Origin of the sequence: Taibaiella lutea (assembly GCF_008629695.1) — a bacterium.
Taxonomy (GTDB): domain Bacteria; phylum Bacteroidota; class Bacteroidia; order Chitinophagales; family Chitinophagaceae; genus Taibaiella; species Taibaiella lutea.
The window spans coordinates 1613092-1631312 of sequence record NZ_VWSH01000001.1 but is presented as its reverse complement, the minus strand read 5'-3'; the positions used below and the strand labels follow the sequence as shown (position 1 = coordinate 1631312).

The 18221-nt window shown below is 37.8% G+C and carries 16 protein-coding genes; 10 read left to right on the top strand and 6 right to left on the bottom strand.

Features of this window, described 5'->3' with window-relative positions; all coding sequences use genetic code 11:
- Nucleotides 1-7: 7 nt before the first annotated feature.
- On the bottom strand, nucleotides 8-577 hold the full coding sequence (locus tag F0919_RS06985; RefSeq protein WP_190277295.1) for a phosphatase PAP2 family protein: 570 nt from the start codon (nucleotides 575-577) through the stop codon (nucleotides 8-10).
- Between the two features lie 143 nt (nucleotides 578-720).
- Between F0919_RS06985 and F0919_RS06980 the strand changes: the two genes are divergently transcribed.
- A complete protein-coding gene (locus F0919_RS06980; protein WP_150031988.1) occupies nucleotides 721-2709 on the top strand; it encodes an LTA synthase family protein in 1989 nt (662 codons plus the stop codon).
- A 2-nt stretch (nucleotides 2710-2711) separates the two neighbouring features.
- Here F0919_RS06980 and F0919_RS06975 read toward each other — a convergent pair whose 3' ends face one another.
- The 5 genes from F0919_RS06975 to mscL all read right to left on the bottom strand — a co-directional run bounded on the left by F0919_RS06975 (nucleotide 2712) and on the right by mscL (nucleotide 7684).
- Nucleotides 2712-3242: a hypothetical protein gene (locus tag F0919_RS06975; RefSeq protein WP_150031987.1), complete on the bottom strand. Its 531-nt coding sequence runs from the start codon at nucleotides 3240-3242 to the stop codon at nucleotides 2712-2714.
- A 149-nt stretch (nucleotides 3243-3391) separates the two neighbouring features.
- On the bottom strand, nucleotides 3392-4948 hold the full coding sequence (locus F0919_RS06970) for an Rne/Rng family ribonuclease (protein ID WP_150031986.1): 1557 nt from the start codon (nucleotides 4946-4948) through the stop codon (nucleotides 3392-3394).
- A 537-nt stretch (nucleotides 4949-5485) separates the two neighbouring features.
- Nucleotides 5486-6355, bottom strand: a complete 870-nt coding sequence (locus tag F0919_RS06965) for a tetratricopeptide repeat protein (RefSeq protein ID WP_150031985.1) — start codon at nucleotides 6353-6355, stop codon at nucleotides 5486-5488.
- A gap of 64 nt (nucleotides 6356-6419) precedes the next feature.
- Entirely contained in the window at nucleotides 6420-7184 is a 765-nt protein-coding gene (locus F0919_RS06960; protein WP_150031984.1) for a geranylgeranylglyceryl/heptaprenylglyceryl phosphate synthase, read from the bottom strand.
- Between the two features lie 65 nt (nucleotides 7185-7249).
- Complete coding sequence (gene mscL / locus F0919_RS06955; protein ID WP_150031983.1) at nucleotides 7250-7684, bottom strand: large conductance mechanosensitive channel protein MscL; 435 nt, start codon at nucleotides 7682-7684, stop codon at nucleotides 7250-7252.
- Between the two features lie 220 nt (nucleotides 7685-7904).
- Between mscL and F0919_RS06950 the strand changes: the two genes are divergently transcribed.
- From F0919_RS06950 to F0919_RS06910, 9 genes are all read left to right on the top strand, one after another.
- Nucleotides 7905-8528: an RNA polymerase sigma-70 factor gene (locus tag F0919_RS06950; protein ID WP_216629377.1), complete on the top strand. Its 624-nt coding sequence runs from the start codon at nucleotides 7905-7907 to the stop codon at nucleotides 8526-8528.
- A gap of 15 nt (nucleotides 8529-8543) precedes the next feature.
- Complete coding sequence (locus F0919_RS06945; protein WP_150031982.1) at nucleotides 8544-9515, top strand: FecR family protein; 972 nt, start codon at nucleotides 8544-8546, stop codon at nucleotides 9513-9515.
- A 128-nt stretch (nucleotides 9516-9643) separates the two neighbouring features.
- Nucleotides 9644-11434, top strand: a complete 1791-nt coding sequence (locus F0919_RS06940) for a carboxypeptidase-like regulatory domain-containing protein (RefSeq protein ID WP_150031981.1) — start codon at nucleotides 9644-9646, stop codon at nucleotides 11432-11434.
- Nucleotides 11435-11499: 65 nt separating this feature from the next.
- Nucleotides 11500-12684, top strand: coding sequence for a hypothetical protein (locus F0919_RS06935; protein ID WP_150031980.1), 1185 nt, complete (start codon nucleotides 11500-11502; stop codon nucleotides 12682-12684).
- Nucleotides 12685-12897: 213 nt separating this feature from the next.
- The gene (locus F0919_RS06930; protein ID WP_150031979.1) at nucleotides 12898-13257 is read left to right on the top strand and encodes a DUF4288 domain-containing protein; all 360 of its coding nucleotides are present in this window, start codon (nucleotides 12898-12900) and stop codon (nucleotides 13255-13257) included.
- A 212-nt stretch (nucleotides 13258-13469) separates the two neighbouring features.
- Nucleotides 13470-14486 carry a UDP-N-acetylmuramate dehydrogenase gene (gene murB, locus F0919_RS06925; RefSeq protein WP_150031978.1) on the top strand — a complete coding sequence of 339 codons (1017 nt, stop codon included), beginning with the start codon at nucleotides 13470-13472 and terminating at the stop codon, nucleotides 14484-14486.
- Between the two features lie 91 nt (nucleotides 14487-14577).
- A complete protein-coding gene (locus F0919_RS06920) occupies nucleotides 14578-16899 on the top strand; it encodes a TonB-dependent receptor (RefSeq protein ID WP_150031977.1) in 2322 nt (773 codons plus the stop codon).
- A 20-nt stretch (nucleotides 16900-16919) separates the two neighbouring features.
- Nucleotides 16920-17726: a DUF4249 domain-containing protein gene (locus F0919_RS06915; RefSeq protein WP_150031976.1), complete on the top strand. Its 807-nt coding sequence runs from the start codon at nucleotides 16920-16922 to the stop codon at nucleotides 17724-17726.
- Between the two features lie 21 nt (nucleotides 17727-17747).
- Complete coding sequence (locus F0919_RS06910; protein WP_190277294.1) at nucleotides 17748-18191, top strand: hypothetical protein; 444 nt, start codon at nucleotides 17748-17750, stop codon at nucleotides 18189-18191.
- Nucleotides 18192-18221: the final 30 nt, after the last annotated feature.

Sequence of the window (18221 nt, the reverse complement as noted above, 5' to 3'; positions counted from 1 at the left end):
AATATTATTAAATCCGGGCTTCTTTCTTAAAAGGATTTTTCTGAAAGTTAAAATAGCGCCTGAAAAAATAAGCCGTAAGAATTCCTATCAGCATTCCCAAGACAGCACCACCCAAAACATCGCCCGGATAGTGCACACCGACATAAACTTGTGCGTAAGCTATTAAACCTGCCCAAAGGAAAAACAGCAATGCCCATCGTTTGAAATACGGTCGTAATGCGAGATAAAAGAAAGTAGCCAGACTAAAATGATTGACCGCATGTGAAGAAGTGAAGCTGCCGCTGTTTGGGCAATAGCCAACCCGCAGTTTCATGATACCTACTAATTGTTCTTCATGACAAGGCCTTATTCTTCCTATAAAATCTTTAAGAAAATGGCTGCTGATAATGTCGGATAATGCCACTGTAACTACACCAAACAATATAAACGGAACAGCCTTCCATTTGAACTTCACTATAACATAAGTAAGCAATAAAGCATATAGCGGATACCAGACTCTCTGGTCGCGCATCAAAGGCATCAGGAAATCGCCGAAAGTACCGGTCCAGTCCACGTTTATTTTAATGAAACATCGCATGTCCCAATCCTTGAGATGGGACAACATATTGTCAGCAAATAAAAAAGTGGACGTTAAACAGGGGGACATAAGTCGGCAATTTACAAATAGTGTAGCTGTAAAGCCTATTTTTGCAGTATTATTTTATCTAAAAAGAAATTTCATTGAAGCAATTTGCGGTTCCTAAAAATATAAAATGGCTTTTGGGCTGTGGCATTTTATTCCTTCTTTTAATGACGGTTTTGCGCATTGTATTCCTGAATATATTTCCTGCACCATCCGGAAGTCAGCCTGTCCCTGTTGCTGAAATATTATGGTTGGGGCTTCGCTTTGATGCAAGGATTATAGCAATCGTCAGTCTGATTTTATTTTTAAAAGGCCTTGTTCCGTTCTTGAATCCTTTTGAAACACGCGCAGGTAAAAGGTTTGCTTTGATCGTATGGAGCGTGTTTATTATCATAATCGGTATTTTTTACGCTGTAGATTTTGCTAACTATGCTTACCTGAACGAAAGATTGAATGCAAGCTTGTTGAATTACGTTGCAGATGCAGAGACTTCTGCAAGCATGATGTGGCAAACTTATCCTGTAATAAAAATAATAGTTGCCATAGTAATAGCATTGCTGGCATTTCTTTTCATAATAAAACTATTATACAGGAAAATAAAAAAGGACAATATTGTTCTAACCAGGCAATCCAAAGGTATTTATGGGATAGGTTATTTCTTGTTGCTTGCATTATTGATTTTTGGCCGCGTCGGTCAATATCCCTTACGCTGGAGCGACGCTTTTTCTATGGGTAATGATTATGCTTCCAATGCCGCGCTGAATCCTTTTCAATCTTTCGCCAGCTCTCTGGAATTTCGCCAATCTACTTATGATCTGAAAAAGGTAAAAGCAGCTTATCCATTGATGGTGACTTATCTGGGCATAACGGAACCGGACAGCAGCAATCTTAATTTTGAACGCATCGTAAAACCAGATACACAATTGAGTGAAGCACGGAATGTAGTAGTAGTTATTTGCGAATCGTTCAGCAGTTATAAAAGCTCGATGTATGGCAATCCCTTGAACACAACACCTTATTTCGATGAAATGTGTAAGCAGGGTATCTTTTTCAACAGATGTTTTACACCAAGTTATGGAACGGCCCGCGGCGTATGGACAACTGTCACGGGCATTCCCGATGTCGATTTATCAAGGACTTCAAGCCGTAATCCTTCTGCTGTAAACCAACATACTATCATGAATGACTTTTCGGGCTATGAAAAATATTACATGATTGGCGGAAGCCTCAGCTGGGCTAATATCCGGGGTTTCCTTACAAATAGTATTCACGATTTGCATATTTACGAACAGGATGATTATGATGCTGCAAAAGTGGATGTATGGGGTGTAAGCGATAAAAACCTTTTATTGGCCGCCAATAAAATTTTCGCAAAGCAACAGAAGCCATTTATTGCTGTTGTGCAGACTGCCGATAATCACAGGCCATATACCATCCCTGATGAAGATAAAGCTGAATTTAAAGTTCAACATATTACTGCCGACAGCCTGCATCAATTCGGTTTTGAATCGGAAGACGAATATAATGCCTTCCGTTACACAGATTTCTGCTTTAAGAAATTCATAGAAGCCGCCAAAAAGGAAAGTTATTTCAGGAATACCATTTTTGTTTTTGTAGGAGATCATGGTATTGGTGGTGATGCCGGTAATATGTTCCCGCAAGCCTGGACAAAAGAACTGACAAGCATGCATGTGCCTTTGCTGTTCTATGCTCCTGAAATTTTTCAGCATCAGGAATATGATTTCCCGGTGAGTCAATGCGATGTATTGCCTACTGCTGCCGGACTCGCAAAGGTTGCTTATCGCAACACAACTTTAGGAAGGGATTTATTGAGTAAAAACATTCAGGAAAATAAAGGATTACAGGCGGCATTCATTTACAATCCCGATAAGAAACGTATCGGAATTGTAAATAATGATGTGTTTTATAATTATGATATTGCAGGCAAATTTCCTCCGCAGATCTGGAGTATTCTTAATAATAAACCCGTAAATCTGCATGATGATTCCAAACAGTTTTATCATCAGCTTACAGAAGCTTATTTCCAGACGGCACGATATATGTTGCTGAAGAATAAAGTGAAGTGATTCTAAAAATTATAACCGATAGAAAAAGCACCCAAAGGATGAAATTCTGTATAATTATATATTTTCTCCCATAAAGGTGTGAACAGAACTTTATAAGTCATCCTTCCATTAGGTTTCTGGTAACGGTAACCAATTTTTGCTGAATAATAAGTATTGAAGTATTTATTAATGCCCCGCCCTTCTGCAAATCCGTTTGCGCTTTGTGTCAGCACAAGTCCTATACCTGTTTCAATATGATGTTGGTTCAGGGAAAATAATTGATTAATAGAATAGGGAATCCATACATTACTTACCAAATCAAGGGCCCCCGGATAAAGCGACAAGCCAACTTGCATAGAGGTTTTGAAATGCCTGGTATTTATAATGTTTCTTTCATAATTCAGAGAATATACCAAACCATGTCCACCGGCTTCAAAATGGATGCTATTGCCATATAAAAACCTGCCATCGTCTTTTGTCTTGATGGAAACACCTTGTGCACCAACAGCCCAGGCAGTTGTTAGTGCAAATAAAGAGAGTATTGCTTTTTTCATAGTTACAGAGGTTTATGAATTGCAATGTAATAAAATGCTTATTATTTTCATAATATTTAACTTCCCTTAATCTTGACAGGTATTTTGTAATAATAAAAAAATGCCCGGCGATGAGCCGGGCATTTTCAATTTCTTTACCTTGGAAATAATTACAATTTAATTACCTCATCGGTCTTCTTATCAAAGAAGTAATATTCTGTAAGCTGATAATTATTGTCGGTATAAAGTTCCAACCATACGTTATGCTTACGGTACCATTTCCATTGCAGGGAACGCCAGAATCCTTTGTCTTTGATATAAGCTATCAACATAGGATGCGCATGCAATTTCAATTTGCGATGACCCTGATTGATCAGATAATGGAAATCTTTCTCCAGTTCATCCGTAATCAATAACGAAGGCCCTATTTTACCAGTTCCTTTACAACTCGGGCAAACCTCGGAAGTTGTAATCTTGATTTCAGGTCTCAGACGTTGACGCGTAATCTGCATCAGTCCGAATTTTGAAATCGGTAAAATGGTATGACGTGCGCGGTCGCCCGTCATAAATTCGCTCATCGCTTCAAATAACTTTTTCTTGTTATCGGGCAATTTCATGTCGATGAAATCGATGATGATAATGCCTCCGATATCACGCAATCTTAACTGCCTGGCAATCTCCTCGGCTGCTTCCAGATTGGTTTTCAGGGCACTTTCCTCCTGGTTTCCATCGGGGCCGCGGGTGCCGCTGTTTACGTCTATCACATGTAGCGCTTCGGTATGCTCAATGATGAGATAAGCACCGCTGCCCATGTTTACGGTTTTGCCAAAAGCGGCTTTCACCTGACGTGTTACACCATAAAAGTCAAAGATCCCCTGTCCGTTCTGGTATAACTGTACAATTTCTTCTTTTTCGGGAGCAATGCGGGAAATATACTCTTTGGTTTCCTGCAAAATTCCTTTTTCATTTACTACAATGCGCTGAAAACTTTCATTCAGCAAATCCCGGAGGATGGATGTGGTTTTTGCCTGCTCGCTCATAATGCGTTTAGGCGGTTTGGCATCTTTCAGGTTCAGTTGAATACTGCGCCATTGTTCGGCAAGATCCATTAAGTCGGCATGCAACTCAGCAGTATTCTTGCCTTCGGCGGCAGTTCTTACAATCACTCCGAAATTCTTAGGTTTGATGCTTTCCACAATTTTTTGCAATCGCTTGCGTTCCTCTCCCGAATGTATTTTACGGGAAACAGAAACAAAATTGTTGAAAGGTGTCAATACCACAAATCTTCCCGGAAAAGAAAGCTCGCAACTTAACCTTGGGCCTTTTGATGAAATAGGTTCTTTTAAAATCTGAACAACTATTTCCGGTTTTTGGTTTAGAACATCGGTAATTTTACCTGTCTTTAAAATTTCCTGCTCATTCTGGAATTTACCAAAATCAAATCCATTTGGGTCCTGCGACTTTATGGATTGCTGAGTAAACTTCAACAATGATTTTATATAAGGACTTAAATCCGTATAATGCAGGAATGCATCTTTTTCGAAACCAACGTCCACGAAAGCTGCATTCAGGCCCGGCATCAGTTTTTTAACTTTGCCAAGATATAAATCGCCTACGGCAAATGCCGAATTGTTATGTTCGTAATGAAGCTCTACAAGTTTCTTATCTTCTAAAAGCGCAATTTCCACACCATCGTCCGACGCATTGATAATCATTTCTTTGTTCATGATATCTTTTTTGTCGTTCTGTCAAATGTTGTATTGTAAAAACAAATGCTTTACAATCAACTTTATTCATCTCAAATTATTCTGCCAATTAAATAAGTCCGCACTCTATTAAAATTTAATAAAATGAGTATTTTCTTTGGCAAAATATAACACAAGCAAGGGTAGCCACATCAGAAAGGCTACAAAAAAATGCAACCCGAAACCCGCTCTGAGAGTCGGAAATCCCGGGTTAACATTTCACAAATCAGTAAAAAATCAGGCAGCTGTTTTAATATAAAAAGTGCTGTTCTTTAACTGGCTGTTTTTATTTCTTCTTGCTTTTATGGCGATTTTTTCTCAAACGTTTTTTACGTTTATGCGTTGCAATCTTATGACGTTTTCTTTTTTTACCACTTGGCATAGCTCAAATAATTTTGTTGTTAATAAATGTTATTGTATTATATAAATTCAAAATGCAAGTAAAATCAAAGAACAACATTTATTGTCTGATTTTTACACTGCTTTCCTCATTTTTAATTTTTGACTTTTTAATTTTTATTAAAAAGTTTTCATGTACGCATCCAAATCTTTACTGAAACTCGGATTCTTCATGATAGTTTTGGCTTCTTCAAAAAGCGCTTTTGCTTTTTGGGTGTCGCCTTTTCTTTTATAAGCTTCGGCAAGAAATAAATGTGCTTCGATATTATTTTTATCTACACGCAAAATAGTTTCGCCTCTTGCTATTGCTTTGTCCAATTGTCCCGACTCAACAGCCATTCTGCCCAAAATCACATTGGCAGGAATATTTGTGGAATCCTGTCTTACAATTGTAAGTAATTGTTCAATTCCTTTCATTGTTTCGCCTGTTCCGTTGATATATATATCCGCAAGGTCAATGCGGCTTGTATCACTTGGATTCAAGGCTATGCTTTGTTGTAAAGAACTTATAGCAACTGTTGCCATCCATTGTTTGTAATTCGGATTTTTCTCCTCATGCATCTCCTCCGCTAACAAATGGGCGGCAAAGTTCAGCTTTTTCTGTGAATTTTCCAATTTTCCGCTTTCGGCGAAATAATAAGCTGCAATTGCACGGTTTTTATTATTCTGCCAAAGCTTAGCCAAAGTCTCTAAAGCCAATACTTTCTGTTCTTTTACATCGCCTCTTGTTATCGTATTTTCCTGCCTGCTTATTTCGGCTTGTGCTGCCGGTGAAAGTTTCATTTTGGCATTTGCCAATAAAGTATCAAAGTTTGCAGGTTCGGGAATATCAACCATGCTGGCTTGCATTTCGCCGGGTGTGCCGCCACCGGCCATAGGGCCAGCAGGTGCAGGTTTATTCTCTTTAGGCTTTAAGGTGTTCCCACCAAAATATAATGCAGCAATAAGACCTAATGCCACAAAAATTGCTATAAAATGTACCGGTTTCAAATTTTGAAATTTGCTGCGAAGTTACGGAAGCAAATTTTAATGGTAGGGGGAATTAAAATCCATATCAGGAAATTTGTCCTGCAATACCTTCTTTCGTGGCTACGCTCATTTCCTTAATCAGATTCAAATCTTTTTCAATAGCATTCCCTACAACCACTACTTGTGCGCCAGCTTTGCAATTTTCATAAACCTTTTCAGGCGTACGGATGCCGCCACCGACAATTAAAGGAATATCAATATTAGAGCTGACTTTGTGAATCATTTCTTTGCTGATAGGAAATTGAGCACCACTTCCGGCATCCATGTAAATAACATGTTTGCCCTGCAATTCTCCGGCCCAGGCAGTACAAAGCGCTACATCAGGTTTATTTGCAGGAATCGGAGCAGAATGACTCATATAGGAAACTGTAGTTGGCACACCTCCATCAATCACCATATATCCGGTACTGATTACTTCCAGGCCGCTGGCTTTAATACCCGGTGCGGAAATAACGTGCTGGCCAATAAGCAAATCGGGGTTACGGCCTGAAATCAGGGATAGATATAATAAAGCATCTGCCGATGGAGAAACCTGCGAAGGACTTCCCGGAAACAATACTAATGGTATATTACTCTGTTTTTTAAATTCCTGAATACAGATATCTACATGCGTTGTAACCATAATGCTTCCACCGATGAATACAAAATCAACCTGTGCTTCATTGCACAATTCGGCTATGCGCTGAATAGATGATGGTGTAATGCTATCAGGGTCAATCAGCACTGCAAAGGCGTTCTTGTTTTCCGCTTTTAATTGTTTGAATTGTGGATATACAGTCGCTATTCGCATGTTTTCAGAGTTAAAATAAACCCCGGAAATTTTCGTTTCCGGGGATACAGGAAATTATTGCAAACTTAGTTTTTCTTTTTTAACTCATCACGGATTTCTGTCAGCAATACATCCGTGCTTGAAGGTGCCGGCGGAGCAGCAGGAGCTTGTTCCTGTTTGCGTTTCAGGCTATTCATGCCTTTCACCATCATAAAAATAACGAACGCAAGTAACAGGAAGTTAATGAATACGGTAATGAAATTACCATAAGCAAAAATGGCTGTGTCTGCAATTTTTCGGGCTTCGGCAAGAGAAGTGCCTTCAGGAACCGTTCCTTTAATGACATAGTATTTGTTGGTAAAATCAGGAGAACCGATAATACCCGAAACCAATGGCATGATTAAATCATTGACAACGCTGTCAATAATTTTACCAAATGCACCGCCAATAATGACACCGACAGCCAAATCCATTACATTGCCTTTTACGGCGAACTCTTTAAATTCCTTTACGAATCCCATAATTGCAATTTTAGTTTATCAAATGTAATTTTTTCCGGCTTAAAATGAAAGCTTTGATGCATTGCATTTTCATTTCTTAGGATAGTTTTTGCAAAACAGAAGCTATATAGTGGAACTAAATTTATGAGAATTACTAAAATTAATTTCTCTGATAAAAGCAGCAATCGAATAATTTTCGGAGCGCATGGGGGTAATGTGCCTTTAAGGTATCTTATCATTAATGGAAACATTGATACTTCCTGCTAACTTTGGGGCATATAAGCAGGCGCCATTTATGGAGTTAAACCAACAGGGGATTTCTGAAAAAGTTTTTGAAAATGTGTACAAAGCGCATTTTAAGGCTTTACATGCCTACGCCAATTCCATTCTGACAGATTATGAACATGCGGAAGAAATGGTGCAACAGGTGTTTTTGAAATTATGGGAAAAGAGAGCAAATATTGAAATAAACAGTTCTATTCAGGCATATCTCTACCGATCGGTTTATAACGAATCCATTAATTTTTTAAAACATGAAAAGGTGAAACAGGCACATGTATCTTTTGTGAAACATACCATGACGGAATCTTCCAATAATCATCACAAGGATATTGATACAAAAGAATTGGAGGGAAAAATAAGAATAGCCCTGAATAAGTTGCCGGAGCAATGCCGCACTATATTTCAATTGAGCCGGTATGAGGAGTTGAAATATAAAGAGATTGCAGAACGTTTGCAGCTTTCAGTGAAAACAATAGAGAACCAGATGGGAAAGGCTTTGAAAATAATGAGAGCAGAATTGGCAGCATATCTACCGACACTCTGGATTGTATTGATTTGTTTATTTAAGGATTTTATTAAATAAAAGGAGCGCAGGAAAATGAAAACAAATGAACAAATGGATGAGCTTTTAATAAAACAATTATTAAATGAAACTACTTCTGATGAAAATCAGACAGTAAATACCTGGCGTGCTGCAAACCTGGAGAATGAAAAATATTATCAGGATTTTAGAACAATATGGAATGCAAGCAAAAATTTACAATCAGAAAAGGAGATAGATGAAAACGAAGCCTGGAAAAGATTTAAAGCCAGAGCATCAGCTAATGAACAGTCTGATGTAATTCCGTTTGTTCATGAGAAGAAACGGTTAAACTGGATGAGAGTCGCAGCTGCATTTATTATCATTGCGGGTGGCTTGTTTGGCATGAATGTTTTGTTTCGTGATAAAGAAATTACACTGGCATCTGAAAATGAAGTACGTGTTGAGCGTTTGCCGGATGGTTCCGTTATTACCTTGAACAAGCATTCTTCGTTGGTATATTCTAAAGATTTTAATGAAAAAACAAGGGAAGTAACGCTGAACGGAGAAGCTTTCTTTGATGTTGCACCCAACAAACAAAAACCGTTTGATATTAAAGTCGGCAAAGTAAACGTTCATGTTGTTGGTACGTCTTTCAACGTAAAAGCAGATAGTATGGAAACGGCAGTTATTGTTGAAACGGGTGTTGTTAAAGTCAGCATGGACAAAGAGTCCGTTAAATTGCTGCCAAAGGAAAAAGTGATTATTCCAAGAAATGCAACTAAGCTGAAGGTCGATAAAAACAATGACTTGTTATACAATTATTATCGTACAAAAACGTTTGAATGTTTTAATACACCTTTGTATGAATTGGTCGATGCATTGAATAAAACTTATGATGTACAAATAATTATTGCAAATGATAAAATCAGGAATTTACCATATAGTTCAACATTTAAGAATGAATCTTTAACTGATATTCTTAAAGTCATTACAGAAACTTACAATTTAAGCATAGAACAGAGAGACGGGAGAATTATACTTAAGTAATTATAGAAGCGGAAAAAGATTTGTGAGGATGGAGATTAGCATAACGGAAGTTATGCTAATCTTTTATTTATTTAAAGACCAAAAATGCATGAAATGCTTTAAAATAAGATATTTCACACAAGCAACAAATGAAGCTATTCCCGAAATTATTATTGTTCATTATCCTTATATGTTTTGCTGCGACAATACATGCGCAAAGTATCCTGGAGAAAAGAATGTCTATCGATGCAAAAAACAAAAAAGTATCGGATGTTTTTAAAATGGCGGAAAAGCAAGGCGGTTTTTATTTCTCCTACAATAACAATATTATTAATGAAGACAGCATTGTTACGATTTCAATTAACAATAAATCATTGAAATTTTTATTGGAATCGCTTTTTGGCAACCAATTCCAATATCAGGAAAGTACCAACCATTTAATCATTCAGCCTAATACATCGCCCGACTATTGGTATGTGAGCGGATATGTCATTGATATGAATACGGGAGAACCAGTCGGATATGCCACTGTTTTCGAACAGCAACAACTCATTGCTACCATGACCGACGAACATGGTTTTTTTAAATTGCCATTAAAAGAAAAAAGAAGCCAGACATCTATAAGCGTTAGTAAGCTTTCCTATAAAGATACCGTTCTTTTAATGTCGGCGAGCAGACAGGAAGTTATTAAAATTCCGATACAGCCAAAAGCTTATGAACTTGATTCCGTGGTTATTTCAGGCGTAGAACAAAATTGGCTGGCAGGACTTTTTATATCCTCCAAGCAAACCATGAACAGCCTGAACCTGAGCAATTTCTTCACTAAGCAACCTGTCCAGTTTTCATTGACGCCCGGTTTGGGTTCGCATGGAAGTATGGGTTCGCAGGTTGTCAATAAATTCTCTTTGAATTTGCTGGGTGGTTATACTGCAGGTGTAAAAGGTTTTGAACTGGGCGGCCTTTTCAATATTGACAAGGGAAATATGGGGTACGCACAATTTGCGGGTTTGTTTAATGTAGTTGGGGGAGAGATACAAGGCGTACAGGTTGCCGGATTATACAATAATGGTTTGGAAAACATGCAAGGCTGTCAGGCTGCGGGTTTGGCCAATATTGTGATGAAGGATGTAGAAGGAGTGCAGGTAGCAGGAATTTATAATTACTCAAGCAATGTATATGGTTTTCAGGCTTCAGGTGTTGGAAGTGTAAATACACAAAGTTGCCATGGAATGGTTGTTGGTGGCACATTTAATGTTGCCAGAAATATGAACGGTGTTCAGTTGGCAGGTACAGTGAATGTAACGCTTGCTAAAACAGAAGGCTTGCAGGTTGCCGGTACAACAAATTTTAGCATGAAGGAAATGAATGGCCTGCAACTTTCAGGCATTTTGAACTATACGCGAAAATTAAAAGGTGTACAAATAGGAATGATAAATATTGCTGATTCAAGCGATGGCTACAGTATAGGTTTAGTCAATATCGTGATACACGGCTACCACAAATTATCTGTTTCCAGTAGCGAGTGGCAACAGCTTTCCATTGCCTATAAATCAGGAAATGCGAAGCTATACAGTATGCTGTTAGGAGGTATGCAATTAGATAGAAACAAGAAGGCTTATTCTTATGGTTATGGGTTAGGGAGCGATAGACGTATTGGAAAGAAAGGTTTTTACATTAATCCCGAATTGACACATCAATACATTTACAACGGGAATGATGCTCATCAAAATCTGCTATCAAGACTACAGATCAATTTAAAATACAAGTTAGGCAAATATGCGGATATATACGCCGGGCCTGCATTTTCGGTTCTTTATTCCAAACAGACAACTCCTGTTGAAGGCTACCAATACGACTTTACAAATGGTTATCCTTCTTTCTCAATGGGTAAATATGTAACGGGCTGGATCGGGTGGAACATAGGCCTGGACTTATTCTGATCTTTTTTCAAATAATCATGGGGGTAAAATCCTGTTTGTGTGTCTTGTTAGAAAGACATTAAAACATGACACGTTATTTAGTAAGTAAAGGACTTTTATGGCTAATTAGCATAGCGCTTATCCTATTTTGTTTCAGCATCGTTTCGCATGCACAAGATACGCTGAAAAGACCTGCACACATTGGTTTCATTTATCCTTTAAGTTCCAATGGCATTCAGGCTCCTTATACAGAGAATGGCATTTCATTCCATCTTTTGGCAGGTGTTTCGGGACAAGAAGATGCATTCTGCTTGTCGGGCCTCAGCTCTATTGTTAAAGGCAATGCGGACGGTGCCATCATTTCAGGTCTTTATAATCATGTAGGATATAATGGACATGGTTTTCAACTGGCAGGACTCGTCAACTATAATGGTAATAATTTCAAAGGTGTCCAGCTTGCAGGTATCAGCAATATTTCCAAAGACGCAAGGGGTGCACAAATCTCCGGTATTGCAAATTTTGCTGACAATGCCGGCGGACTGCAAATGTCAGGCCTTACTAATATCGCCCGTAATGTAGATGGGGCACAACTTTCAGGATTCATGAATATAGCGGATTCTTCAGATGTACAACTTGCCGGATTTATTAATATAACAAAGAAATCAGAAGCTATTCAGGTAGCAGGCTTTATAAATCTGGGTGATACTGTCGAAACACAAATCGCAGGTTTTATCAATGTAGCTAAGAAGGTAAAAGGGTTACAGTTGGCAGGATTTGTCAATATTGCGGAAGAAAGTGATTATCCTATCGGTATTGTAAATATCATTAAAAACGGTGAGAAGATGATTGGTGTTTCTATGGATGAAATGGGAACTTCTCTTGTCTCCTTACGCTCAGGTGGTAAAGTTTTGTACGGCATATTGGGTGCAGGTTATAATTTTAAAGAGGACAATGCTCGCTATGTTTTAGAGGCAGGTTTGGGAGCGCATTTTCCAATCGGGGAATATTTCAGATTCAACACGGAACTTACTTTTTCTTCCTTATCTGATTTGAAAGATGATGTTTATTTTAAATCAACTGCAAGAATCACAGCGGGATTAAAACTGGGTAATCGCATAGAACTTTTTGCAGGTCCAAGTTTCAATTATATGGGTTATGAAAGCGACCAGAAAGATATCCGCGAAGATCACTATTTATGGAATGAAAAGAAAGGAGAACAATTCAATGGATTATTTATCGGCGGCGTGGCAGGCATTCAGTTTCGCTTTTAAATTGATATAAACTATAGCTTTTCAGGCCATTTATTATCATTTTATTAACCAAGGCCTGCATGCTTTTTCTCGTCTATGAAAGCATCAATGGGTTTAATAAGGCTGCAGTTTGTTAATAGTTATTTAATAGGCGGAGCAGTTAAAATAAAATAATGAAACAGGCGTTTAGCATTAATAAGTAGCCTGAAAATTATTTAGAATAAAACAAATTATATGAATGAAGGATGGTTTTTAACTGAATTGATTTACAGAATTCATAATAAAAATGAATCGGATGTTTATCAATTTGACAAACAAATGAAAATGATAAAAGCCTCTTCAGAAAGGGAAGCTTATCAGTTTTCATTGGTTCTGGCATCAAAAGAACTGGATTTAAGAAATGATGATGAAGCATTTGCGCAATGGGAGTTTATAGGCATCGGGCTTTTTCAAACTATTGATGAACCAAGAGAAGTAAAAGGTTACGGAACTTTTCAATACGCAATGTCTACTGCACAGGATGCAAGACAGCATATGATTACATTAAGGGAGCGTTTGGAAAGCCTTCAAATGCAAATTGCGCTTTCTGCTTAAAAATATGGGTGAAGTGGTTGTTTTTGTGATGGATTAGTGTGTGTTGATAGAGGCCATGTAAATCATGGCCTCTATTTTTTTGCAGTCAATGTGCATGAGAACCATTCATTCTTTAGAGTAGCGTTAATGTTTGCGCTTCCTGAATTTAACCTAATTTCGCAACTGATTTTAAAATAATCTCATCGTATAAATTTTCAATTATACATCTTGCAATGTTTGAACCAGTAGCACATTTTGGCTTATACCCATTCAATACTTTTGGCATGGATGTGGAAGCAGCTTATTTTTCTTCTGTAAGAAAGGAAGAAGAATTGTTGGAATTGAAAAATCAGGACGCTTATAAGCAAGGCATCTTTGTTTTAGGAGGCGGAAGCAATATTTTGTTTACCAAAGACGTTTCTGCATGGGTTGTCCGGAATGAAATAAAAGGGATTGAAAAGATAAAGGAAGATAATGCGCATGTATGGCTTAAAGTAGGTGCGGGAGAAGTATGGCATTTATTTGTTTTATACTGCGTTGATAATAATTATGCCGGCGTCGAAAATCTATCATTAATTCCGGGAACTGTAGGAGCAGCGCCGATGCAGAATATCGGTGCTTATGGTGTAGAAGTAAAAGATGTGATTGAAAGTGTTCGTTTTTTTAATATAGAATCAGGAACTTTTGAAGAGTACAATAACGAAGCTTGTCAATTTGGCTACAGAGATAGTGTTTTTAAAAGATTGCTAAAAGGAAAGGTTATTATTACTTCCGTTGTTTTTAAGTTGAATAAAGTACCCGTTTATAATACAAGTTACGGGAATATCCAGCAGGAGTTGGATGCTAAAGGGATTACGGAACTTTCTATTAAAGCAATATCAGATGCGGTTATCAGCATCAGAAGTTCGAAGTTGCCGGATCCAAAAGTTATTGGCAATGCAGGCAGCTTTTTTAAGAACCCGGAGATTCCCTCCTCGCAATATCAACAATTGAAAATGAAATATCCGGATATGCCGGGTTATAAAATCAATGAAACTATTACTAAAGTTCCGGCAGGCTGGCTGATAGAGCAATGTGGCTGGAAAGGTTTCAGGGAGAATGATTACGGCGTTCATCAACATCAGGCATTGGTATTGGTCAATTATTCAAAAGCAAGAGGAGCGCAGATTGCAGCACTTTCTGAAAGGATAATGGCATCTGTGCATGATAAATTTAATATTGATCTCGAACGTGAAGTTCAGATTGTATAATATTTCCCATAATTTTTTTTACAGTGATAGGGGTAAAGCTCAATGAACCTGTCTGGGATATAAGAAGCGAATTCCCGATTCAAAAAACAATATGAAAAAATACATTTCAGGATTACTGTTATTAGTATCAGCAAGTATTACTTATGCCCAAAAAGTCACCATTGGCGGAATTATTAAATCCAAATCAGACGGCGAAACTGTCATAGGTGCAACCGTGAAAGCCGATTCAACTGCCGGAACAGTTAGTAATGAATATGGTTTCTATTCTTTGAATGTTCCTTCAGGTACGTATGTTCTGGAGATTTCATCGGTTGGAATGGAAACAATAAAAATGCCGCTGACCATTACAAAAGACACTACCATCAATATTAAAATGGAAGATGGATCCAGTAGTTTGCAAGAAGTTGTTATTACAGAAAGCACAGGCGGTCGTAGCTTAAAAAGCGCCCAAACAAGCGTGGAGAAGCTTTCCATGAAAGAAATTGAGCACATACCTGTCCTGTTCGGAGAGAAAGATGTAATGAAGGCTATTCAGTTATTGCCAGGTATTAAATCCGCAGGCGATGGTAATGCCGGCATGTTTGTACGGGGTGGTGCTGCCGATCAGAATTTAATTTTATTGGACGAAGCGCCTGTTTACAATGCTTCGCATTTGTTAGGGTTCTTCTCTACTTTTAATTCCGATGCATTAAAAGACATTACTGTTTATAAAGGTGGTATGCCTGCAAGATACGGTGGACGTTTATCATCGGTATTGGATATAAAAATGAATGACGGTAATAATCAGGATTTTGATGTGAGCGGTGGTGTCGGCTTGATTTCTGCCAAATTAAATGTAGAAGGACCAATACAAAAAGATAAATCTTCTTTTTTAATCACCGGCCGCAGAACATACGCTGATATGTTCCTGAAATTATCTAACGAGTATAAAGACAATTCTTTGTATTTCTATGATTTAAATGCAAAGGTCAATTATATTCTGGGAGATAAAGACAGATTGTATTTATCGGGTTATTTCGGGAAAGATAAGCTGGGCGCAAGTTTCGGTGATGGAGAAGGCTTCGGTCTGGATTGGGGCAATGCAACAGGAACATTAAGATGGAACCATATTTTCAACAACAATTTATTCTCCAACACTTCTTTAATCTTCAGCAATTACAATTATAATATTTCTATTAAATCGGGCGCCTATGACTTCGACATCAAGTCCCGTATTCAGGATTTGAATTTTAAAGAAGAAATACAATGGTATCTGAATAATAATAACACTATCAAATTTGGATACAACCTTATCCATCATGATATCAAACCGGGTGAAGTAAAATCCAATGATTTAACAAGCCTTAACAGCACGGCATTGGAAAGCAGATATGCCCTGGAAAATGTTATCTATGCAAGCAATGCATGGAAAGTAAGTAATAAACTGAATGTGGAATACGGCGCGCGATTGGGAACATTCACTATTCTTGGGCCCGGTGATTATTATGGATTGGATGCCAACGGAAATGTAAATGATACGATGCATTATAATAGCGGACAGGCTATTAAAACATATTTGAATCTTGAACCAAGGTTATCTGCAAGTTATATGCTGAATACGGTTTCTTCCTTAAAAGCTTCGTATGCAAGGAATACGCAGAACCTGCATCTGATTTCCAATTCAACTTCTTCAAGTCCTACGGATAAGTGGTTGGCAAGTACCAATCTTATTAAGCCTGAAATTTCCGACCAGGTTTCGTTGGGCTATTACAGGGATTTTGCGAATGACAAGTATGAATTAACAGTAGAAACCTATTATAAAACCATGCAAAATCAGATTGATTATCGTGATGGCGCAAATGTTTATTTAAATTCCAATGCTATTGAAAGTCAATTGCTTTTTGGAAAAGGCCGCGCTTATGGTCTTGAATTTTTACTTAAGAAAAAAGTGGGAAGGTTATCGGGCTGGATAAGCTATACTTTATCAAAAACAGAAAGACAGATTGACGGCATCAATAATAACCAATGGTATAATGCCCGTCAGGACAGAACGCATGATTTTGCTATAGTTGCTTCTTATGAGCTTTCCCGCAAATGGACATTGAGTGCCAACTGGGTTTATTATACAGGAGACGCAATTACTTTCCCCGCAGGCAAATATCAGGTTGACGGACAAACAGTTTATTATTATACCAACAGAAATGCATACAGGATGCCGGCATATCATCGCCTGGATTTAGGCGCGACCTGCAAACTGGCTCAAAGGAAAAAATGGAGCAGCGAGCTTGCTTTCAGTTTATACAACGCTTATGGACGTGAGAATGCTTATACCATCGTCTTCCGTGACAATAAAGACGATCCGAATAAAACAGAAGCAGTGAAAATTGCATTGTTTAAGTTCATTCCGTCCATTTCCTACAATTTTAAATTCTAAATAAAATATTGAAACAGATTATGAAGTTTATAAAATCATATCATTATTTAATAGCAGCGCTTTTAGTCTTATCAACAGTTTCCTGTCAGAAGGTGATTAATGTTAACCTGAAAGAAACTGATAAAAAACTTGTAATTGACGCGGTGCTTACTGACCAAAAAGGCGGTTGCGTTGTGAAACTGTCCCAAACTAAAGAGTTTTATGATGATAATTCTTTTACAGGAATCAGTGGCGCACAAGTTACTATTTCCTCTAATGGCCAATTATTGTCTACACTTCATGAAACATCACAAGGTGTATATGTCGATTCGGATTTGAAAGGTAATTATGGTAAGGCTTACGAGCTTTCTGTAGTTCTGAATGGCAAGTCTTATACTGCCGTTTCTACCATGCCTTATTTGGTGCCATTCGACAGCGCTTATGCAGAAACACAATCTTTCTTTGGCAATAACTATACTTTTGCAACAGTTATGCTGCAAGACCCTGTTGATACACAAAATAATTATCGTTGTATTCAATATGTGAATGGCAAGCGTACAAAAGGAAATTTTATTCTGGATGATGATTACAGTGACGGCAAACGTTTTGAATCCACTTTATATTTTGACCAAAATGACGTGGACAGTATAAAATCCGGCGACGAAATAAGAATCGATCTGTTAGGCATTGATCGTCCTACTTACCAATATTGGTTTAGCTTTGAACAAAGTGCTTCTGGCGGGCAAGGCTCTGCTGCACCGGCAAATCCTGTCAGTAATATTAAAGGAGATGCATTGGGTTATTTCAGTGCACAGAATACACAAACTAAGATTATTATTGCACCATAATATTTTTGATTCTTAAACATAATGAAACTCAGTCCGTATATCTTTTTATTACAAGCTGTCCTTTCTGTTATTTCCGGATTCCTGATTTCCAAGATGTCCTGGATTGGACGTATTGGTGTTACTTGGTTTATGCCTCAGTATAAAGTGTTCAAATCCTGGTGGCAAACAGCTATCATTTTATTTGTTGTCCAGGTTATTGTGCTGATTATTCAATGGATGGTAAAAAGAAAAGCATCCAGAAAGGCTGCATTTGTTACGATACTTGTTTTTTTACTAATTGGTATCGCAGGTCTTTATTTTACCTACAATGACTTTCAGTCTACGTTTACGCATAAACTCATGAAAGAAAAGTTTCATCTTGGCTTTTATCTTTTCTGGCTGAGCTGGGTTATTGGTTCTTTATATGTTTTGGCTACAAAGAAAAACATACCGGAAGAAAATAAAAAGACACTTAATACAATATAACAGAAGCCGCACCTATTACAGGCGCGGCTT